Raw genomic sequence first — 20,646 nt, 5'->3', positions numbered from 1 at the left:
TGCATAATAATATCGCAAATACTTGATATAAAAGAATAAAAAATGACACGTCGGGGCAGGGGGCCGATCTGCTCTGCCCGCTGCCTGACCCTTGCCCGGCTGTTCCGGTCCGCGCGTGGTCAAAAAAGGTGCCCGCACGTTAAAGGTCACGCTTGCCACCTCCCCCGCAACTTATACAGTGTACACATCTGAGCGCCGGAGAACAAACCGGTGCCAAGACTGATCCCGGGGAGGACACCATGAGACTGACGACAAATTATCTGTGTGCGACGGCTGCCGCGGCTGTGACGCTGGGCCTGATGCCTGCATTGGCACAGGCCGAGACCACGCTGAAGTGGGCCCATGTCTATGAATCGAGCGAGCCTTACCACACCTGCGCCGTTGCTGCGAATGACCTGCTGAAAGCCGCCACCGATGACCGTTACGGGATCGAAGTGTTCCCGGCCTCGTCACTGGGCAAGGAAGTGGACATCAACGAGGGGCTGGGTTTCGGCACCGTTGACATCATCTATACCGGACAGTTGTTTGCTGGCCGCGCCTTTGGACCGATCGCCATTGGTGGCGCGCCGTTCATGTTCCGTGACTATGATCACTGGGACAAGTTCCGCAATTCGGATCTGTTCGCCGAAATGTCGCAGGGCTATTCCGAGGCATCGGGCAACCATATTACCGCGATGACCTATTACGGCGCGCGGCATGTGACGTCGAACAAGCCGATCCTCGTGCCCGAGGATATGAAGGGTATGAAGATCCGCGTGCCGAACGCACCGCTTTACATGATGTTCCCCGAGGCCGTCGGTGCCAACCCCGCGCCGATCGCCTTTGCCGAGGTCTATCTGGCGTTGCAGCAGGGCACCGTGGATGCACAGGAAAACCCGCTGCCGACGATTCAGGCCAAGAAGTTCTATGAGGTCCAGTCGGACATCAACCTGACCGGCCATATCACCGATGCGCTGCTGACCATCGTTGGTGGTCCGACCTGGGATACCATGGACGAGGCCGACCGCGAGGCGCTAACCAAGGTGACACAGGAAACTTCGGTTTGTGCCACCGACGCGATCATCAAGGCCGAAAGCGAGCTGGCCGAGTGGTTCCGTGGCGAAGGCGTGACGGTGAATGAAGTTGACCGTGGTCCGTTCATCGAAGCGGTGAAAAAGCTGCACAACGGTCCGGCGGCGACTTGGGATCAGGCAACCTATGACCGGTTGCAAGCCATCGAATAACGGTTTGTCACTATAAGACTGGGGCAGGGCGCGTCATGCGTCCTGCCCGATCTTGTTATGCCCGATTTCGACCAGCCTGATTCCGATCTGCCCGGTTCCGATCTCCAAGACCCGACCCACAGGGATACGCGATGAAAACTCCGCCCGACGATCATCATCTCACCGCGCCTGTCGTGCTTGAGGAAGAAAAGATCGACCTGTCAGATCAGCGATGGGATGACAGCATCGTCCTGATCTTGTTCTGGGTGCTGGCGGGAGTCGTGTTCCTGCAATTCTTCACCCGCTATGTGCTGAACGACTCCGTTGCCTGGACCGAGGAGATCGCCCGGTTCCTGCTGATCGGCGTCACCTTCATCGGCTCGATCATGGCGACACGCAAGCAAAGCCATATCGCGGTTGAATTCATCTATCGCTGGGTGCCGCGCACCGGGCGCAGGATCGGACAGTTCCTGATCGACGTGATCACCACCTCGTTCTTTATCATGCTCGCGGTTCTCAGCGCGCAGATCGCCGGGCGCACCCGGCAGATGATGGTGTCGATCGAGTTCCCGAAATCCTCGGTCTATTGGATCGTTGTCGCGGCCTTTGTCTGTATGGCGCTCTATTCCGCCTGGAACACCTGGGTGCACCTGCGTGACGGAACGTCCAAGCTGATCGATCCCGAAAAATTTGCGGATCATATCCGCGCAATCGACTAGGAGCGCCCCTTTGGACATCATGTGGCTTTTCGTAATGCTGTTCGGGATGCTGGTTTTCGGCGTGCCCGTGGCCGTGGCGCTGGCCGGATCCTCGGCGGTTTTCATCTTTGCCAACGGCACGCCGCCGACCATGGTTGTGGCGCACCGGATGATTAACGGCGTCGACAGTTTCCCGCTGCTTGCTGTGCCGTTCTTCATCCTTGCCGGCAACCTGATGAACACCGCCGGGATCACCGAGCGGATTTTCAACTTTGCGCTGGCGATGGTCGGCTGGATGCGCGGCGGGCTGGGGCATGTGAACGTCGGCGCCTCGGTGATCTTTGCCGGCATGTCGGGCGCGGCCGTGGCCGATGCTGGGGGGCTGGGCGCGATCGAGATCAAGGCGATGCGCGACGCGGGCTATGACACCAAGTTCGCGGTGGGGATCACTGCTGCGTCCTCGACCATTGGGCCGATCATTCCACCGTCCTTGCCGATGGTGATCTACGGAGTCGTCGCAGGCACCAGTATTGGCCAGTTGTTCGTCGCGGGGTTCATCCCCGGCATGCTGATGGCGGTGTCGCTGATGATCATGATCGCGATCATGGCGCGCACCCGTGGATTTGGCCGCGATCAGGAGTTTTACTGGTCGGTTCTGTGGTCAACGTTCCAGCGCGCTTTCCTGTCGCTGCTGACCCCGGTGATCATCGTTGGCGGCATCCTGACCGGCGCCTTCACCCCGACCGAAGCGGCGGTCGCCGCCTGTGCCTGGGCGCTGTTCCTCGGGGTGGTCGTCTATCGCACCCTGACCGTGCCACGGTTTCTGCGGGTCAGTTTCGACACGATCGAAACCACGGCGGTGGTTTTGCTGGTGGTCGGCGCCGCGGCGATCTTTGCCTGGATCCTGACGTCGAACCGGGTGCCTGAACAGTTCGCCGCCGGATTGCTGACCGTGTCGGACAAGCCCTGGGTGATCCTGATCCTGATGAACCTGATCCTGCTCGCCGTGGGCTGTTTCATGGAGACGGTCGCCGCGATCACCATCATGGTGCCGGTGCTTTTGCCGATTGCCATCGTGCTGGGGATCGACCCGGTGCATTTCGGGGTGATCATGGTGCTGAACCTGATGCTGGGGCTGTTGACACCGCCGGTGGGCATGGTTCTTTATGTGCTGGCGCGGGTGGCGAAGATCCCATTCGAAGAATGTGTCGTCGGCACTGCGCCTTTCCTTATTCCGCTGGTGATCGTGCTTTTGCTGGTCACTTTCGTTCCGGGTCTGACCATGTGGTTGCCCAATCTGATTTATCGCTAGAGGTTCCATGACACTGACTGTACCTGCCGAAACGCTGGCCGACTTCTGCCGCGCTGTCCTGTCGGGCGTGGGCGCCGACACCGAAACCGCCCGTGATTGCACGGCCTCGATGATGCACGGCACGCTGCACGGGGTGGACAGCCATGGTGTGCGGCTGCTCGGCCACTATGCTCAGGCGTTGCAGGGCGGGCGGCTGAACAAGGCACCGCAGTTGCAGTTCACCCGCACCCGCGCCGGATCGGGAATGCTGAACGGCGACAATGCGCAAGGCGCGCGCGCGACCTATGCGGCGATGGATCACGCCTGCGATCTGGCGTCCGAGGCCGGGATCGGCGCGGTGGGGATCACCCATTCGTCGCATTTCGGGCCTGCGGGGGCCTATGCGATGCGCGCCGCCGAACGGGGGATGCTGGCGCTGGTCACCTGCAACTCCGACAGTTTCGTGCGCCTGCATGACGGGGCCGAGCGGTTCCACGGCACCAACCCGATTTCGGTGGTCTGCCCGACCGGCGGCGATCCCTGGCTGTTGGATATGGCGACCAGCGCCGTGCCCTATAACCGGGTGCAACTTTACAGTTCGACCGGCACAGCCCTGCCGGACGGGGTCGCCTCTGACGGGGCAGGGCAGGACACAAACAACCCCGATCTGGTGGAAATGCTGGCTCCGCTTGGGGCCGGTTTTGGGTTCAAGGGTGCGGCATTGGGCGGTGTGGCTGAAATCCTGTCGGCGGTCCTGACCGGGATGAAGCTGTCGCCCGAGATTGCGCCAATGGGCGGGCCCGATTTCTCGACGCCGCGCGGGCTTGGGGCCTTTGTCATCGCGCTGGACCCCGAGGCATTCGCCGGGGCCGACATCGTGCGGGCAGGGGTATTGCGATACCTTGAGACCCTGCGCGCGTCGCCCCCCCGTGACGGGGCGCGGGTGATGGCCCCGGGCGACCGCGAATGGGCTGTTGCCGCCCGCCGCCGGGTTGAGGGCATCACGCTCGACCCGGTGACCGAGCGGAGTTACGGCGAATTGGCGACCGAACTGGGCCTGCCCCCGGTCGGCTGAACGGATTGGTCCGCGCTGGTGGGTTTTCGACAACCCGAGGTTGACGATTTCACCGCCAGCGCGTGCAACAGGTTCAGCACGGCGCGGGTCGAGCGGCCCAACCGGTGCATGACCAGCACATCACCGGCGCGGAGAAATTCCAGCACGGTCGCCAGTTCGTGACGAGTTGCGCCCGAGCCGGTTTCCGAGTGGATGACGTCACAGCCCGCCTGTTTCAACCGGTCGATCTGGATCGCAAGATCCTGACGCGGGCATATCCGATAGGGGCCATGGGGCTCTGTCACATTTGGATGGTTCCGCCGGTGAAACCGTCACAACCCTGGCTCTCCCATGCTGTTTACGGTTTTGACTGTCACACCGCGCCGTCACCTTTGGCTGTTACCTCATCAGGCGAACCGGCCGGCCAGATAATCGACATAGGCGGTGGTATCATTCGCCACGAGGCCAAGCCGCTCAAGGATCTGAGCCCGGCTGAGCGTGCGGCCATGTTGCCAGACCGCATCGCCAAGCGCGGCGCGCAGCGGCCCGGTGTCGGCACGGTCCAGCGCGCGGCGGACATCGGGCGCGGACTCGTCGAAATGGCCCATCAGTTGCGCGGCGGTCGCGTTGCCGATGCTATAGGTTGGAAAAGACCCGATATAGCCGACCGACCAATGCACATCCTGAAGGCAGCCCTGCGCGTCGTTTTCAACCGTGACGCCCAGATCCTTTTGCATCGCCTCGCGCCAGACATGGGGGATGTCAGCCACTGCAAGGCTGCCATCCATCAGCGCCATCTCGATTTTCACCCGCAACATGATGTGCAGATCATAGGTGAGTTCGTCGGATTCCACTCGGATCGGGCCCGGTTCGACACGGTTGATCGCGGCGATGAACTCTTCGGCAGTGACATTGCGCAGCTGCTCGGGAAAGGTGTCGCGCAACCGGGAATAATGCACCGCCCAGAAGGCGGCCGTGCGGCCAACGTGGTTTTCCAACAGCCGCGACTGGCTTTCATGCATCCCGAAACTTGTGCCGCCGACGGCATAAAGCCCGATCATATCGGTGGCGAAGGCCCCGCGCGTATGCTGTGGCGCGACCCCCTGTTCATAAAGAGCGTGGCCAACCTCGTGGATCGACCCGAAGATCGACATCGGCAAGTAACCACGCGGCCAACGCGAGGTGATCCGCACATCGTTACGGGTAAAGCTGACCTCGAACGGGTGCACGGCAGTATCCAGCCGCCCCCGGCTGAAATCATAGCCCAAGGCGGTGGCAGTATCGGCGGCAAAGCGTTGCTGTAATTCGGGCGGGAAATCACGATACAGGAAATCGGTCCGCGGGGCAGGGCGGGCGCGGGCGCGATCGAGCACCGGCAGAATACCGGCGCGCAGCCGGTCGAAAAACGCCGACAGGCTCGCCGCCGTTTCGCCCGGTTCATAGATCTGCACCATCGGGTCATAGGGGTGACCGTCATAGCCCAAAGCCTCGGCGCTTTGCCGGGCAAGGGCGACGACCCGTTCCAGATGCGGCTGAAACAGCGCGAAATCCGAAGTCTCCCGCGCCTTTTGCCATGCCGCGCTGGCGACGGTGGCCTGTTCTGCCTTTTGACGCAGCAATTCGGCGGGCAGGCGGGAATGGTGACGGATCGCGCCCTGAACTTCGGCGGCGGCCGGGTCATCGCCTGCCGCGTCCACCGCATCCTGCATCGCCGGATCAAGGATCATCTCGCGCGCGATGCCCATCAGAGTGGCGATCTGTTGGCCGCGGGTTTCGGCGCCGCCGTTTGGCATCTGGGTGCGGGCATCCCAGTTCAGCGTATTCACCGTGCACAGGATATCGTTCAACTGGCCGACACGGGCCTTCAGATCACTGGTCAAGCCGCAGCCTCCGTTTTCATCTCTACTCCGCCGTCATTCAGGTGACAGGCGACGGTGCGCGCGGTGCCCGCCCCGGTCAGGCGCGGCACTTCTGCGCGGCACCGCGGCCCGGCAAAGGGGCAGCGGGGGTGAAACGCACAGCCCGGCGGCGGGTCGATCGGCGAGGGGATTTCACCCTTGATCGCTTCGAACCGCCCCTTGCCGGTCCCGACCGTGGGCACCGAGGCAAACAGCGCCTGTGTATAGGGGTGTTTCGGTTCGGCATAGAGTTCGTCCGCCGGGGCCAGTTCGACCAGCCGCCCGAGATACATGATCGCCACCCGGTCACAGACATGGCGCACGACCGACAGATCATGGCTGATGAACAGCGCGGTCAGACCCAGATCGCGGCGCAGATCCATGAACAGATTCAGCACCTGCGCCTGAATAGAGACGTCGAGCGAAGCGACAGCCTCGTCCAGCACCAGAACCTCGGGCTCCATGGCAAGGGCGCGGGCGATGGCGACGCGCTGGCGCTGACCACCGGAAAACTGGTGCGGCAGTCGGTCGGCATAGGCGCCTTCAAGGCCAACCTTTTCCAGCAGTTCGCGCATCCGTTCACGAACCTGATTGGCCGGGATGATCTTGTGATGGCGTGGACCTTCGGCCAGTGTCTCGCCCACCTTCATCCGTGGATTTAAGGACGCAAACGGGTCCTGATGGATCATCTGCACCTGTGTGGTCAGCTTGTCGACATTGCCGCCATGTTCGCGGGCAATCGGTTTGCCGTGCAGGGTGACGCTGCCGTCGCTCGGGGCATAAATTCCCGCGACAACCCGGCCAAGAGTGGATTTGCCACAGCCGGATTCACCGACGATGCCCAGCACCTCGCGCTTTGTCACCTCAAGCGACACATCCGACAGAGCGTGCACGACGACGGGTTTGCCACCGCCGGTCAATTTGCCCACCCACCGCTCGGCCAGCCCCGGCATCCGGGTAAAGCGTTTGGAAACGTGATCGATTTTCAGGATGGGGTCGGTCATGTACGCTCCAACGGATGATGGCACAGCACGGTCTGCCCGTCGACGGTCACGACGGGCGGTTCGGTGGCGCAGACCTCGGTCGCGCGAGGGCAGCGCGGGCGGAACGGACAGCCCGAGGGCAGGCGCGAAAGCTGTGGCGTCGATCCGGGGATCTGCGGCAGCGGCGTGCCCGGTTCGTGACGCGCCGGAATCGAATCGAGCAGCCCCTTGGTATAGGGATGGCGCGGTTGGCCGATCACCTGTTCGGCGGTGCCGCGTTCGACAATCCGGCCCGCATACATGACGCAGATGTCGTCAGCCAGGCTCGACACCACGGCAAGGTCGTGGGTGATCCAGACGATGGCAGCCCCGGTGCGGTCGGCCAGATCGCGCACTTCGGCCAGAATTTGCCCTTGGATCGACACGTCAAGCGCAGTCGTCGCCTCATCCGCGATGATCACCGCCGGGCTGTGCAACAACGCCATGGCAATCGCCACCCGTTGCCGCATCCCGCCCGACAACTGGTGCGGATAGGCGCGCAACCGTTCCTCGGGCGAGGGGATGCCGACGGTATCCAGCGCTTTGCGGGATTCCTCCCAGGCTTCGGCTTTCGACATTTTGCGATGCACCCGCACGGCCATGGCCATCTGATCGCCGACGCGCAAAACCGGGTTCAGCGTCATCATCGGGTCTTGAAACACCATGGCAACCCGGTTGCCGCGCATCTTGCGCATGTCTTCGTCGGACAGTTTGCGCAGGTCGTTGCCGTCGACCAGAACCTCGCCGGCGCAGACTTCGCCGGGGGGATCAATCAGCCCGAGAATTGAAAACCCGGTGACGCTTTTGCCCGAGCCGGATTCACCGACCAACCCGAGAATCCGACCCTTTTCCACCGAAAAGCTGACGTTGTTCACGGCAGTCACATCGCCGCCACGAGTTTCAAAGCGGGTGGTCAGGCCCCTGACCTCAAGTGCGGCGGTCATCGGCTGTTCCTCGGGTCGATTACGGTGCGGACCTGATCGCCCACAAGGTTGATCGCCACCACCGTGACCATCAGGAAAAGACCGGGATAGATCGACAGCCAAGGCCGCCCGGCGTGAATATATTTGAACCCGTTCGAGATCAGCGTTCCAAGCGAGGGTTCGGTCAGCGGCAGTCCGACGCCAAGGAACGACAGGGTCGCCTCCAGCGAAATTGCGCTGGCGACCTGTACCGTTGCAACCACGATCAGCGGCGGCAACACGTTCGGCAACAGGTGTTTGAACATGATCCGCCGGGTCGGCAGCGGGGTCGAGCGTGCCGCCTCGATATAATCCTTGCGGCGTTCAACCGAGGCCGCGCCATGGGTGGTCCGGGCGAAATAGGCATATTGGGCGACGACCAGCGCCAGAATGATCTGCGCCACACCCTGTCCCAGCATCGCCACCATGACCAGCGCCAGAAGGATCGCCGGCATCGACAGTTGCAGATCGACAATCCGCATCAGAAACGCCTCGATCCTCCCGCCGAAATAGGCGGCGGTGAGGCCAATGGTGATCCCCACGGTCAGGGCCAGAGCCCCGGCGGAAATACCGATCACAAAACTGGTGCGCAGCCCGTAAAGGATCGCCGACAGCATGTCGCGCCCGGCGTTGTCGGTGCCAAGAATATGCACATAGCCGCCAGAGCCTTCGGTGCCGGGGGGCAGGAACGCATCCAGCCAATCCAGATTTGCCAGATCATAGGGGTCTTGCGGCACCAGCCAGGGCGCCCCGAACGATCCCACGATCAGCGCGACAATGACGATCAGCGCGGCAATCGCGACCCAGGAGCGACGATAATCGGACCAGAAATTTCGCATCCGCATGACACGGGTTTCGGCGGGGGGCGCGGCAGGAACCGCGAGAGTGTTGCCGCCCGGAATCAGGGTCTCGGACATTACGAGCCTCCTTTCAGGCGCACGCGCGGATCAAGCCGGGCATAGATCAGATCGACGGTCAGGTTGATGAACACGAACAGCACCACCACCATCACGAGGTAGGACACCATCACCGGGCGATCCAGTTGCAGGATGGAATCGATGATCAGCTTGCCGACTCCGGGCCAGTTGAACACGGTTTCCGTCACCACCGCAAAAGCAAGGGTCGAGCCGAGTTCGAGACCGAAAACCGTGACGACCGGAATCGAGATATTGCGCAGGATGTGGGAAAATACGATCTCGCGGTCGGGCAACCCCTGGGCGCGGGCAAAGCGGACATATTCGGCGCCCATCGCCTCGACCATACCGGCGCGGGTCAGACGGATCAGCAGACCCATCTTGAACAGCGACAGGTTGATTGCGGGCATGATCACATGCGCCCAACCATCCGATGTCGCCAACGAGGTCTTGAACCACAGGAAATCGCCCACCGCGCCGCGCCCGCCCGAGGGCAGCCAGCCAAGCTCGACCGCGAAACCCATGATCAGCAACATGCCGATCCAGAAGGTAGGCACCGAAAACCCAAGCACCGAGAGCGCCATGATCAGTTTCGCGGCGATGCTGTTCGGTTTGTAGCCGGCGTAAAGCCCGGCGGGAATGCCGATGACCGAGGCGATGAAAACCGACACCATCACCAGCTCAAGCGTCGCCGGAAGCCGCGAGAACACCAGCGAGGTGACCGGGATGTTATAGACCATGGAATTGCCCAGATCGCCTTGGAACACATTGGCGATAAAGGTGAAATATTGCCGCCACAGCGGTTGATCCAGCCCATACTGGCGGATCAGGTTTTCGCGGATCTCGGCCGTTGCGCCCGGATCGATCATCACATCAATCGGGTTGCCGATGGCATAGACCCCGACGAAGACGATCACCGACATGACGAAAACGACGACGACCGCCTGTGACAGTCTTCCGACCAGATAACCGAACATCAGGAACCTCGCGTTTCGCCTTTACCGCCGGAAATGGTCGGGTCGGCGTATCGTGGAAAAGCGGCGCGCCGGATCTGGCGCGCCGCCTCAAGTGAGCCGGATTATTCCGGCGTGATTGCGTATGCGCGGGTTTCCTGATCGATCCGCGGGACAAAGTCCAGTTTGCCCGCCTTGGCCGCCCAGACACTTTGCAGGATCACGGTCGGGATCAAGGCGCGGTCTTCCATGGCGATAAAGGAGGCTTTCTCGTACAGTTTCTTGCGTGCGTCGGGGTCCAGAGTCTGCGACCCTTCACCGAACACCTTGTCGAATTCGGGGTTCGAATATCCTGCGCGGTTAAAGTTGCCAAAGCCCTTTTCTTCGTCTTTGGTGTGCACCAGCGCACCATAGGTATAAGCAGCTTCACCGGTCAGCGTGCCCCATGCCGACATCGTCATGGTGTATTCTTCACGCTGGGCGGCGGGGAAGAAAACCGTACCGTTCAGCGCCTGCGCGTTGACCTTCAGACCCAGACGCGACCACATCTGCGCCAGCGCCTCGCAAACCACGGCATCGCCGGGCACGCGGTTGTTGGTGCAGGTGAAATCAATCTCGAACCCATCCGGATAACCGGCTTCGGTCAGCAGAGCCTTCGCTTGTTCGATGTCATAGACTGGCGCCGGGATTTCGCTGGAATAACCAAAGAACCCTTCGGGCATCAGCTGGTTTGCCGGTGTGCCCAGACCCTCAAGCACGACATTGACCAGCACGTCGCGGTTGATCGCCAGATCCATCGCCTTGCGCACGCGCAGGTCTTGCAGCGGATTAACATCCAACGCCTTGCCGTTCACTATGATCGGCTGCGGCAATACATCTTTCACCACTGGCGCGACGTTCAGGATATAGACCGAATCCGACACGAAGGTTTCAAGGCTGTCGTCGTTCTTCATCGAAATGTAATCGGTGGCGGGCACATAGTTGATCAGATCCACCTGACCCGATTTCAACGCGGCGACACGGGCAGCATCGTCGGGGATTTCGCGGCGGGTGACCTTGTCCCAGGCTGGCGCGTCGCCCCAGTAACCGTCAAACTTTTCGACCACCAGATCGCCCTTGGGCTGCCAGCTTACAAAGGTGAACGGGCCGGTGCCGATCGCCATTTCGCCCGAGTTGAACTGCTCGTTGCGGGCTTCCATGCCGGTGTCCGAGGATACCACGAACAGGCGGGTGAAATCGTTGGGCAGCGATGGTGCCATGCCTTTGGTTTTCACGCGCAGGGTCAGATCATCGACCACTTCGACGGAATCGACGTATTTGGTATAAAGCGTCATCGGCATCGGGCCGGTCACTTCTGGGATACGCTCGATCGAGAATTTGACATCCTCGGCGGTGAAATCGCTGCCGTCGTGGAATTTCACGCCTTCGCGCATTTTGAATTCCCAGGTCGTGTCGTCGATCACTTCCCAGCTCACGGCCAGACCGGGCTTGAGCTGCAGTTTTTCGTCAACATCGACCAGGGTGTCGAAAACATGGCGCAGGGCCTCGGCCTGACTGCCCAGGGTCGACCAATGCGGGTCGATTGAATCGGGACCGGCGCGCAACCCGATGATCAGGTCATCCGCCATGGCGGCGGGGGCGGCGGCAAGAAGGGCCAGCGCGGCTATGCCCGACTTGAGTGTGGTTTTCAGCATTCCCATGTCTCCATCTGTTATAGTTATCTATAACACTACAGGGCAGTTCTTTTTTACGTCAAGTGTGATTAGTGCGAATTTTAGCCTAACTCGGAAATATAATTGCGCCGGACGGGCTTGCGCAGCGACGCTATGCCTGTAATCTGGCTCTGATCCGAAAAGCGTTATCCTATATTGATACTCTTATGAACAGCATAGACTCCAACGGGATGGCCCCAACCTTTGCACGTATCGCCGCCGCGATTGATCCGTCGTCGTCGGTTTCCGTGTCGGTGCAACTGCGTGGCGCGCTGGAATACGGCATTGCGACGGGTGAAATCGCGCCCCTTGCGCGGCTGCCCTCGGTGCGGCAACTGGCCGCCAAGCTGGGCCTGTCGCCGGTGACGGTCAGCACGGTTTACGCCGCCTTGCAGGAGCGTGGCCAGATCGAAGGGCGGATCGGCTCGGGCACCTTTGTCACCGACCGGGGCCGCGCAGCCATGGCCGGGGCCGGACAGTTGGCCGCCTTTGAACGCAAGATCGCCGAATTGATCGCCACCGGGCGCGATCTGGGTCTGTCGCCGCAGGATGTGGCGTATCGGGTGTCGCTTGCGCCGCGAACCACTTCGCATCCGCTGCGGATTCTCGTGGTCGGCACGTTCCGCGATGCGACCGCCGCCTATGCCGAAGACCTGTTGCCGCATCTTGGAGATTGCGACATTGCGATCCCCTGGATCGTCGGTGAAACCGCCCCTCTGCCCCGGGCCGATCTGCTGTTTTGCCCCCGCACGCTGACCGCCGAGGCCCAGCGGAATTTCCCAGACACGCCGATGGCGGATATGGTGCTGATCCCGAACGAGACGACGCGCATCGCTCTGGCGGCCCTCCCCCCCGAGGCAGAAGTCACCGCCGTGTCGTATTTTGACGATTTTCTCAGCGTGCTGAAGGCCGGGATCGGCCGTTTCGCGCCCCATGTGGGCCATATCACCGCGCTGCCCCGCGATGCGCCCGATCTGGCCGCAAAGCTCGAGCAATGCAGCATCCTGATCCATTCGACCGGCGCGGGTTATTTGCGCGACCGGCTGCGCCCCGATCAGACCGCCATCGAATACCGCCACACCCCCGATATTCATACCGTCCGCACCGAACTGCTGCCGTTGATCGACAGAATGCGGGTCCGCGCCGGAACAAAGGAGACCACCAATGAAGATAAGTGAAAGCAACTGGTTCGAGGTCGAGGAATACCTGAAAACCGATGACCGCTGCGTCTTGCCTCTGGGCAGCACCGAACAACACGCCCACCTGTCGCTTTCGGTGGATTCGATCCTGTCCGGAAAGATGGCCGCAGACGCCGCCGAGCCTTTGGGCGTGCCGGTTTTCCCCGCCGTTCCCTATGGTCTGACGCCGTATTTCATGGGCTTCCCCGGCACGGTTTCGCTGAAACTCAACACCTATGCGACGCTGATCCGCGACATCCTCGACAGTCTCTATGACACCGGATTTCGCCGGATTCTGATCGTCAACGGCCATGGCGGCAACGCGCCGGTGCAGCCGGTCTGCGCCGAATGGATGCAGGACCGCGACGGCGCCCGTTGCCGGTTCCACGACTGGTGGCGTGCACCCAAAACATGGGACGCGGTGCAGACACTTGATCCGATCGCCTCGCACGCGTCATGGATGGAGAACTTTCCCTGGACAAGGCTTGAGGGCCGCGCCCTGCCAAACCACCAGAAACCTTTCGTCGATTTCGACCGGCTGCGCGACCGCAACGCGGCAGGCGTGCGCGAACTGATCGGCGATGGCAATTACGGCGGCGTTTACCAGAAACCCGACGAGGACATGCACCGGATCTGGGGCATCGCGGTGGAAGAAACCCGCGCCCTGCTGCAAGGTGACTGGGCATGAGTGACGCGCAGAATGATCCAATCCTGATCTGGGGTTCCGGCGCGATCGGCGGGATCCTTGGTGCCTATTTCGCCCGCGCCGGTCATGCGGTGCATATGGTCGATATCGTCGAAGATCACGTTGTCGCCATGCGGTCCGGGCTGCGGATCGAAGGCCCGGTCGAGGAGTTCACCCAAGCCCTGACCGCCGACACGCCTGACACGCTGACCGGCACATTCCGCCGGGTGATCCTGGCGGTCAAGGCGCACCATACGGCGGGCGCAATGGAGATGCTGATGCCGCATCTGGCGGCAGACGGCTTTGTCGTGTCGGCGCAGAACGGGTTGAATGAAAGAGTGATCGCCGATAAAATTGGTGCCGAGCGGACCATGGGCTGTTTCGTCAATTACGGCGCGGATTGGCTGGAACCGGGCCGCATTCTCTATGGCAATCGCGCGGCGGTGGCCTTGGGCGAGCTGGACGGTTCAATGACTGACCGTCTGAGAGACATGCACGCGCTGTTCTCGCTGGTCGAACCCGACGCCGTGGCGACAGACAACATCTGGGGCTATCTCTGGGGCAAGCTTGGCTATGGCGCTTTGCTGTTCGCCACGGCGCTGACGCCTGACTCGATGTCCGATGCGATGGACCCGGCCGCCACCCGCCCGGTCTATGCAAGGCTCGGGCAAGAGGTGATGCAACTGGCCGCCGCCGAGGGTGTCACGCCGCTGGGGTTCAACGGTTTTGATCCGGAAGGCTTCCTGACCGGCGACCCGGCGCGGATCAAAACCGCACTCGACACCATGGTCGGCCACAACCGCAAGACGGCGAAAACCCATTCAGGGATCTACCGCGATCTTGCCGTGCGCAAACGCAAGACCGAGGTGGATGCACAGGTCGGTGTGCTGGTCGATATTGGCCGCACCCACGGCGTCGCCACCCCCGCGCTGGAACTGCTCTGCACCCTGATCCACGACATCGAGGACGGCCGCGAGGTCCAATCCACCGAACTTTTGCTAAGGTTATTGCCCCTATGCAGCTGACATTCGAAGGCCAGACATTCGCCGTCACCGGCGCGGCACAGGGCATCGGTGCCGCCATCGTCAAAACGCTGGTCGACTCGGGCGCATCCGTCGCCGCCATCGACATTGATCGCGCCGGGTTAGAGCCGCTTTGCGCCTTGCCCGGCGTCACCTGCCATGCCGGCGATCTGGGCAACCGCGACGCCGCCCTTGCCGTCTGCGCCGAAGTCACCGAACGCCACGGGCCGGTTGACGGGGTGATCACCGCTGCGGGGGGCGTGCGCGGTCAGATCGGCCGCCCGCTCGAACAGATCGACGCCGCCGGTTGGGCCGCGATCTTTGCCGCCAACGTCGACGCGGCGATGTGGTGCGCGCAAGGCTTTGCACCGGGGATGAAGACACGCGGTTCAGGCCGGATCGTGACGATATCATCGGGCGCGGGCCTGAAGGCCAGCCTGACCGGGATTCAAGCCTATTGCAGCGCAAAACACGCGCTTGTCGGGCTGACCAAACAACTGGCGCTGGAACTGGGGCCATCAGGGATCACGGTCAATTCCGTCGCCCCCGGTTTCATCCTGTCGAACCCTTCGACGGAAAAACAATGGCACGCTTTCGGCCCGGAACGGCAACAGCAGATCATGGGCAATATCCACATGCGCCGCCTTGGCAAGGCCAGCGATATTGCCGATGCAGTGGCGTTCCTGTGCTCGGATCGGGCGGCATGGATCACCGGACAGATCATTCAGGTTGATGGAGGACACGCATGAGCGAGCCACACGAATGGGACGAACCCACATGGCGCGGCAAGGTTAACGCCGTCCGCGCAGGTCGCAGCCTATTGCCCGAAAAATGGCCAAACGGTGCGCGTTGTGCCGTCGCCCTGTCGTTTGACAGCGACCACGAAACCAACGAGCTGCGCGACGGCGGCGCATCGGTCTCTCGGCTCAGCTGGGGCGAATTCGGCACAAGGCGCGGCATCCCGCGGATTCGCAAAGTGCTTGACCGTTTCGGCGCAAAGGCGAGTTTCTTTGTCCCCGCCGTCTCGGCCCTGCTGCACCCCGACGAACAGCGCTCGTTGGCCGAAGATGGTCACGAAATAGGCATTCACGGCTGGATTCACGAGCTGAACACCAAGTTGAACGCCGAGACCGAACGCGACCTGATGCTGCGTTCCGCCGATACGCTGGAAAAGATCTGTGGCAAGCGTCCGGTTGGCATGCGCACACCGTCGTGGGATTACAGCCCCAACACTCTCGCCATCGCGCGGGAAATGGGACTTGTTTACGACAGTTCGTTGTTTGCCGATGATGATCCTTACGAAATCCTTGCCGATGGCGAACCCACCGGCATAGTCGAACTTCCGGTCGAGTGGATTCGCGACGATGCGGTTTACTTCATGATGAATCGGTTCGGCGCGCAACGCCCCTATACGCCGCCGGCGGCTGTGCTCGATATTTTCACCCGGGAGTTCGAGGGCGCCTATGACGAGGGCGGGTTGTTCCTGCTGACCATGCACCCCCATGTCACCGGTTATCGCAGCCGGATCTTCATTCTCGAAGAGCTGCTTGAGCGTATCACCGCCAAGGGCGACTGCTGGGTCGCCACCCACGCGGAAATCGCGCAATACTGCGCCGATCAGGCGGGCATGTCCCCGAACCAGCCGCAGAAAGGCACCAAATGAGCAAATTTTCACTGGCCGTCCATGGCGGCGCCGGCACCATACTGCCGAAAAACCTGACGCCCGCGCTGGAGGCCGGATACCACGCCGGTCTGCGCCGCGCGCTTGAGGTAGGGCAGGAAATCCTGGCCAAAGGCGGCAGCGCGATGGATGCGGTCACCGCCTCGGTCTGCGCGCTTGAGGACGAACCGCTGTTCAACTCGGGGCGCGGCGCCGTGTTCACCACCGAAGGCGTGCAGGAAATGGACGCTTCGGTGATGGACGGCAGGAACCGCATGGCGGGCGCTGTCAGCGGCATCTTTGGTCCGCGCAACCCGATCCGCGCCGCCCGCGCGGTGATGGAGAACACCGATCACGTCATGCTGATCGGGCCAAACGCTCTTAAGGTCGCGCGCGATGCCGGACTGCCGTTCGAAGACGCCGCCTATTTCTTTACTCAGGAACGGTGGGACGCGCTGCAATCGACGATGAAAATGCGCGCCGAAGGTATCGAAGACAACGACCCCGCCCGCCGTCACGGCACTGTCGGCGCGGTGGCCTGCGATGTGAACGGCAACCTTGCCGCCGCCACATCGACCGGCGGAATGACCGCCAAGGCACCGGGCCGGGTGGGTGACACACCGATCATCGGCGCGGGCACCTATGCCGACAACGCCACCTGCGCCGTTTCTTGCACCGGCCACGGCGAGGTGTTCATCCGCTATACCGCCGCCGCCGAAATCGCCGCAAGAATGCGCCACGCCGGCCAATCGCTGGAAGACGCCGCGCGCCATGTGGTGATGGAGGATCTCGGCAAGAATGACGGCTCTGGCGGGCTGATCGCGGTGGACGCAAAGGGCAACATCACCCTGCCGTTCAACTGCGACGGTATGTACCGCGGATCGGTCACCCAGGACGGCGACTTCGAGACGCTGATCTATCGGTGATCCACACGGACCATGCGCATGAGTGACGCGCATGGTCCAGGCATCCTATCTTCTGTGCACCTGCAACAAAGGTGCCCCGATGACAGTACAGCCGCGCAAACCGACCAATCTGTCGCTTGATGCTGATTTTCTGGCGCAGGGGCGCGGGTTCAAAATCAATCTCTCACGCGCGGTGCAAAACGGCCTGCGCGCGGCGGTGGCCCATCTTCGACGTCCGCCCAGGCCGCTTTTTACCGCCGCTTGAGTGCTGTCTGGGTTTGAGGCAGACACAGGCCGCGACGTCGCGGTCTTTTGAGAAAGTCTCTATCGGCGGCGCAAAGGTTGTGATCGCCGCAGCAATGATCGACCAATTCCCGAAACTGTGCTTCGGCGTCCAGCCCAGCCGCTTCTTGGCCGTGGGCAGGTCGAGTTCATAGTGGTCGCTGGAGATATCCACCATCCACGCCGGGAAGAAGGCATCCTCGCCGAAGATGCAGTTCTCGGTTCAGGCATCCAGTTTGCCTGCGGCGGGCGGGGAGGTTCGATGTCGCCCAGTCCTCGCCGTGTAACTCGCGCCCGATCAGACGTTGCAGCTCACCCAAGGGGATCAGCTCTGCCTCGCGGGTGGCCCTCGCCACTCAGGTCGAAGGACGCGGCAAGGTGAACACAGGCCGCGATCTGTCGCCATAGGCAAGCCACAGCCGTGCCAGGGCTTTGTCTACGCTGCCTTTGTCCGTGATTCCGAAACAGTGCATTCGGCATGATGCGGCGGAACTGTCCGTCGTCAGGGTTTTTGGAACCAAGAGCTGCTTAAACTAAAAGAGAGTTCGGCTCATCTGGTTGGTTTCATTATGCGGCGCGCTGGCGGTGATGCAAGCAACGGTCCAACCCAGAGCGAGAGGCATTCGGGTTCAGGAACTCGCGCACCACCGCCAGCAGGTCATCAAGCGACACCAGCAGCGTCGTGCGCAAGGCCACCGCAACGGCCTCCTGGGCTGGGGTCAGCGTCGTTTGCAGGCGGTGCGGCGTGTGGCTGCGGTCGTGAACGCTGTCGCGGTGCTTCCATTTATACACCGTCTGCTCAGTCGTTCCGAAGCGTTCCGCCAGGGCTGATGCAGGTTCGTCGCTGGCCTGAATCGCCGCCCTTATCTTTGGTGTCATCGTCGCCTGTTTGTGAAGATGGATCAACATGGTCGCACCCCCCTCTCGAATGTCCCTCAGAACCGATCTTGCCATGAAAAACGCCAATCGCCGAGGGTCTATGTGATCATCCCGGATGGAACACCTAATCTCGGGACCGTTGAAATTCCAGCCGAGCCCGGCTGTCAAAACAAAGCCGCGCATGCACCGTTTTGCTTTTTTCGCAGGTTCTCAGCGGTCAAAAACTTTGACCGCTGAGTTTGATGAGGATTTTTAGGTGAGGAATGAGAACCCAAACTAACTCATTTGGCGGACATCCGTAATCAGTCGTTTGGACGAAGGGCCGCTTTAAGATGAGACTCCCATGACTCGAGAGCGACCAAAAAACTTGGTTCGAACTTTCTCCCTTTAGGCGTACCTTTTGCGCTGTTCTAAAGGTACTTGGCCGATCGCATCGTCATGAAAGTTTTTCAAGACCGACACAAATGTGAAGCATAACTTGATTAGTGGACCCTTAACAAAGGGGGCCGACATGCTGCGACTTGATAAGGTTACGAAGACGTTTGGCGCGAATATTGCCGTAGATGCGGCGAGTTTTGTTGTCGATCAGCCAATGATGATCGGTATTATTGGCCGGTCTGGCGCGGGTAAGTCCACGCTGTTGCGGATGCTGAACCGGTTGACGGACGCCAGTTCGGGCGAGATCACCTTTGACGGGTTGAACGTGACAGCCTTGCGGGGGGTCGCCAGGCGCAATTGGCAGTCCCAATGCGCGATGATCTTCCAGCAATTCAATCTTGTGCCACGCTTGGATGTTGTGTCGAACGTGCTGCATGGCAGTTTGAACCAGCGCTCTACTCTGTCAACATTGTTCAATCTTTACCCTGACGAGGACATCCACCGCGCCATTGATATTCTGGAGCGTCTTGGCATCGCTGAACATGCGCCCAAGCGGGCAGAGGCGCTTTCAGGGGGGCAACAGCAGCGGGTCGCGATTGCGCGGGCTTTGATGCAGGATCCGCGGATTATTCTGGCGGATGAACCCATCGCATCGCTTGATCCGATGAATGCGCAAGTTGTGATGCAGTCGCTGCGCGATATTCACGAACAAGACGGCCGCATGGTTATTGCCAACCTGCATACCTTGGACACGGCCCGTCGGTATTGTGACCGTGTGATCGGCATGCGCGACGGCAGGATCGTATTTGACGGAACGCCAGAGCAACTGACCACAAGCATGGCCCGTGAGATCTACGGGGCCGATGCGAACTTTTCAGAGGCGACGACATCCACCCAGATCGAAACGATGGAAGCGGCCAGGGAAATGCTGGCCGATATCGCGGCGCAATAACGCCTTTCCTTTCCCCTGCGCCCCATTGCCGGGTGCATTTCAACCAAAGAGAGACGACAGATGAAAAAGATCATCGCACTTGCACTTATGACGACTGCCATGTCCGGCGCTGCCATGGCTGACGGACATGCGATCACCGAATTCCGCATCGGCCTGCTGGGCGGTGAAAACGCGCAGGACCGTTTGAACAACAACGAATGCTTGCGGGATTACACCGAAGAAGCTCTGGGTGTTGAAACCAAGCTGTTCGCCCCCGCTGACTATAACGGTGTGATTCAGGGTCTGCTGGGCGGGACCATCGATATGGCATGGTTGGGTGCATCATCTTACGCGGCTGTCTATCTGGAAGACCCCGAGGTCGTATCGCCGGTTCTGGTCAAGGCAAACCTTGACGGGTCGTTCACCTATCATTCTATCGGTTTTGCCCGTGTCGATAGCGGCATCACATCTTTGGAGGATGTGAAGGGAAAGATGTTTGGCTTTGGTGATCCGAATTCGACATCCGGCTATCTGATCCCTTCTGTGGAAATCCCCCAGCTGACGGGTGCAACGATGGAATCGGGCGATTACTTTGGTGAAGTCAAGTTTACCGGCGGGCATGAGCAGACCATCGTTGCGGTCAACAATGGCGATATCAACGCAGGTGTGACTTGGGCCGATGGTCAGGGCAACTGGGAAGATGGCTATAACTCTGGCGCATTGCGCAGGGCTGTGGATGCGGGTCTGGTCGACATGAACGATCTGGTCGAAATATGGAAATCCAAGCCAATCCCCGAAGGCCCTGTTGTGCTGCGCAACGCGCTGCCAGACGACGTCAAAGCGACAATGATCCAGCTTGTTGAAGAACTTATCACCAAAGACCCCGAGTGCGCCTATGGCGTTGCTGCTGGCGATACTGCCGGCTTCGTTCCGATCGACCATTCCTACTATGAAAGCATTATCGCTGTGCGTCAGGCGCAGTCGAACTAAGGCAATTTAGTAACTTATACGGGTTCCGAC

The 20,646-nt window shown here is 61.0% G+C and carries 21 protein-coding genes and 1 pseudogene; 13 read left to right on the top strand and 9 right to left on the bottom strand.

All coding sequences use genetic code 11. The annotated features are described in order from the left end of the window. The first annotated feature begins 239 nt into the window (after positions 1 to 239). The 4 genes from FQ320_RS15660 to FQ320_RS15645 all read left to right on the top strand — a co-directional run bounded on the left by FQ320_RS15660 (position 240) and on the right by FQ320_RS15645 (position 4,266). The gene (locus tag FQ320_RS15660) at positions 240 to 1,223 is read left to right on the top strand and encodes a sialic acid TRAP transporter substrate-binding protein SiaP (protein WP_148473898.1); all 984 of its coding nucleotides are present in this window, start codon (positions 240 to 242) and stop codon (positions 1,221 to 1,223) included. 131 nt (positions 1,224 to 1,354) lie between these two features. Next, the gene (locus FQ320_RS15655; protein WP_148473896.1) at positions 1,355 to 1,921 is read left to right on the top strand and encodes a TRAP transporter small permease; all 567 of its coding nucleotides are present in this window, start codon (positions 1,355 to 1,357) and stop codon (positions 1,919 to 1,921) included. Between the two features lie 19 nt (positions 1,922 to 1,940). After that, a complete protein-coding gene (locus FQ320_RS15650) occupies positions 1,941 to 3,212 on the top strand; it encodes a TRAP transporter large permease (protein WP_255509547.1) in 1,272 nt (423 codons plus the stop codon). 7 nt (positions 3,213 to 3,219) lie between these two features. Continuing rightward, positions 3,220 to 4,266, top strand: a complete 1,047-nt coding sequence (locus tag FQ320_RS15645; protein ID WP_148473892.1) for an Ldh family oxidoreductase — start codon at positions 3,220 to 3,222, stop codon at positions 4,264 to 4,266. Here FQ320_RS15645 and FQ320_RS15640 read toward each other — a convergent pair. The 7 genes from FQ320_RS15640 to FQ320_RS15610 all read right to left on the bottom strand — a co-directional run bounded on the left by FQ320_RS15640 (position 4,221) and on the right by FQ320_RS15610 (position 11,688). Continuing rightward, entirely contained in the window at positions 4,221 to 4,550 is a 330-nt protein-coding gene (locus tag FQ320_RS15640) for a recombinase family protein (RefSeq protein ID WP_255509535.1), read from the bottom strand. The two genes, FQ320_RS15645 and FQ320_RS15640, sit on opposite strands and share 46 nt — an antisense overlap. Before the next feature lie 102 nt (positions 4,551 to 4,652). Further along, positions 4,653 to 6,125, bottom strand: a complete 1,473-nt coding sequence (locus tag FQ320_RS15635; RefSeq protein WP_148473890.1) for a carboxypeptidase M32 — start codon at positions 6,123 to 6,125, stop codon at positions 4,653 to 4,655. Then, positions 6,122 to 7,147, bottom strand: a complete 1,026-nt coding sequence (locus FQ320_RS15630) for an ABC transporter ATP-binding protein (RefSeq protein WP_148473888.1) — start codon at positions 7,145 to 7,147, stop codon at positions 6,122 to 6,124. The genes FQ320_RS15635 and FQ320_RS15630 overlap by 4 nt, the downstream gene beginning before the upstream one ends. After that, positions 7,144 to 8,109, bottom strand: a complete 966-nt coding sequence (locus FQ320_RS15625) for an ABC transporter ATP-binding protein (protein WP_148473886.1) — start codon at positions 8,107 to 8,109, stop codon at positions 7,144 to 7,146. Before FQ320_RS15625 ends, FQ320_RS15630 begins: the two co-directional genes overlap by 4 nt. Next, entirely contained in the window at positions 8,106 to 9,044 is a 939-nt protein-coding gene (locus FQ320_RS15620; protein ID WP_148473885.1) for an ABC transporter permease, read from the bottom strand. The genes FQ320_RS15625 and FQ320_RS15620 overlap by 4 nt, the downstream gene beginning before the upstream one ends. Continuing rightward, entirely contained in the window at positions 9,044 to 10,018 is a 975-nt protein-coding gene (locus tag FQ320_RS15615) for an ABC transporter permease (RefSeq protein WP_148473883.1), read from the bottom strand. The genes FQ320_RS15620 and FQ320_RS15615 overlap by 1 nt, the downstream gene beginning before the upstream one ends. A gap of 101 nt (positions 10,019 to 10,119) precedes the next feature. Then, the gene (locus FQ320_RS15610) at positions 10,120 to 11,688 is read right to left on the bottom strand and encodes an ABC transporter substrate-binding protein (RefSeq protein WP_148473881.1); all 1,569 of its coding nucleotides are present in this window, start codon (positions 11,686 to 11,688) and stop codon (positions 10,120 to 10,122) included. A gap of 185 nt (positions 11,689 to 11,873) precedes the next feature. Between FQ320_RS15610 and FQ320_RS15605 the strand changes: the two genes are divergently transcribed. The 7 genes from FQ320_RS15605 to FQ320_RS15575 are packed head-to-tail and all read left to right on the top strand — an operon-like array spanning position 11,874 to position 17,421. Further along, complete coding sequence (locus FQ320_RS15605) at positions 11,874 to 12,884, top strand: GntR family transcriptional regulator (protein WP_255509534.1); 1,011 nt, start codon at positions 11,874 to 11,876, stop codon at positions 12,882 to 12,884. Next, positions 12,871 to 13,572, top strand: coding sequence for a creatininase family protein (locus FQ320_RS15600; protein ID WP_148473879.1), 702 nt, complete (start codon positions 12,871 to 12,873; stop codon positions 13,570 to 13,572). The genes FQ320_RS15605 and FQ320_RS15600 overlap by 14 nt, the downstream gene beginning before the upstream one ends. Next, positions 13,569 to 14,594 carry a ketopantoate reductase family protein gene (locus tag FQ320_RS15595; RefSeq protein WP_148473877.1) on the top strand — a complete coding sequence of 342 codons (1,026 nt, stop codon included), beginning with the start codon at positions 13,569 to 13,571 and terminating at the stop codon, positions 14,592 to 14,594. The genes FQ320_RS15600 and FQ320_RS15595 overlap by 4 nt, the downstream gene beginning before the upstream one ends. Next, positions 14,585 to 15,340, top strand: a complete 756-nt coding sequence (locus FQ320_RS15590; RefSeq protein ID WP_148473875.1) for an SDR family NAD(P)-dependent oxidoreductase — start codon at positions 14,585 to 14,587, stop codon at positions 15,338 to 15,340. Before FQ320_RS15595 ends, FQ320_RS15590 begins: the two co-directional genes overlap by 10 nt. Further along, a complete protein-coding gene (locus FQ320_RS15585; RefSeq protein WP_148473873.1) occupies positions 15,337 to 16,254 on the top strand; it encodes a polysaccharide deacetylase in 918 nt (305 codons plus the stop codon). Before FQ320_RS15590 ends, FQ320_RS15585 begins: the two co-directional genes overlap by 4 nt. Continuing rightward, positions 16,251 to 17,177, top strand: a complete 927-nt coding sequence (locus FQ320_RS15580) for an isoaspartyl peptidase/L-asparaginase family protein (RefSeq protein ID WP_148473871.1) — start codon at positions 16,251 to 16,253, stop codon at positions 17,175 to 17,177. The genes FQ320_RS15585 and FQ320_RS15580 overlap by 4 nt, the downstream gene beginning before the upstream one ends. A 31-nt stretch (positions 17,178 to 17,208) precedes the next feature. Then, positions 17,209 to 17,421 carry a type II toxin-antitoxin system CcdA family antitoxin gene (locus FQ320_RS15575; RefSeq protein ID WP_370513077.1) on the top strand — a complete coding sequence of 71 codons (213 nt, stop codon included), beginning with the start codon at positions 17,209 to 17,211 and terminating at the stop codon, positions 17,419 to 17,421. Here FQ320_RS15575 and FQ320_RS26450 read toward each other — a convergent pair. Together FQ320_RS26450 and FQ320_RS15560 are read right to left on the bottom strand one after the other, a co-directional pair. Next, positions 17,341 to 17,616 (bottom strand): IS110 family transposase, encoded by a 276-nt coding sequence (locus tag FQ320_RS26450; RefSeq protein ID WP_255509533.1) that lies wholly within the window; start codon positions 17,614 to 17,616, stop codon positions 17,341 to 17,343. The genes FQ320_RS15575 and FQ320_RS26450 overlap by 81 nt on opposite strands. 413 nt (positions 17,617 to 18,029) lie before the next feature. Beyond that, positions 18,030 to 18,347, bottom strand: a pseudogene (locus FQ320_RS15560) (IS481 family transposase); the annotation flags it as partial. Between the two features lie 481 nt (positions 18,348 to 18,828). On the opposite strand from FQ320_RS15560, the gene phnC reads away from it, so the two are divergent. Then, positions 18,829 to 19,647 carry a phosphonate ABC transporter ATP-binding protein gene (gene phnC / locus FQ320_RS15555; RefSeq protein WP_148473870.1) on the top strand — a complete coding sequence of 273 codons (819 nt, stop codon included), beginning with the start codon at positions 18,829 to 18,831 and terminating at the stop codon, positions 19,645 to 19,647. A gap of 60 nt (positions 19,648 to 19,707) precedes the next feature. Further along, positions 19,708 to 20,616, top strand: coding sequence for a phosphonate ABC transporter substrate-binding protein (gene phnD, locus FQ320_RS15550; protein ID WP_148473868.1), 909 nt, complete (start codon positions 19,708 to 19,710; stop codon positions 20,614 to 20,616). Positions 20,617 to 20,646 lie beyond the last annotated feature (30 nt).

The organism is Oceaniovalibus sp. ACAM 378 (assembly GCF_008085915.1).
In the GTDB taxonomy this organism is placed as follows: domain Bacteria; phylum Pseudomonadota; class Alphaproteobacteria; order Rhodobacterales; family Rhodobacteraceae; genus Oceaniglobus.
The sequence above is the reverse complement of the archived record's forward strand: the minus strand, read 5'-3'. Positions and strand labels throughout refer to the sequence as shown.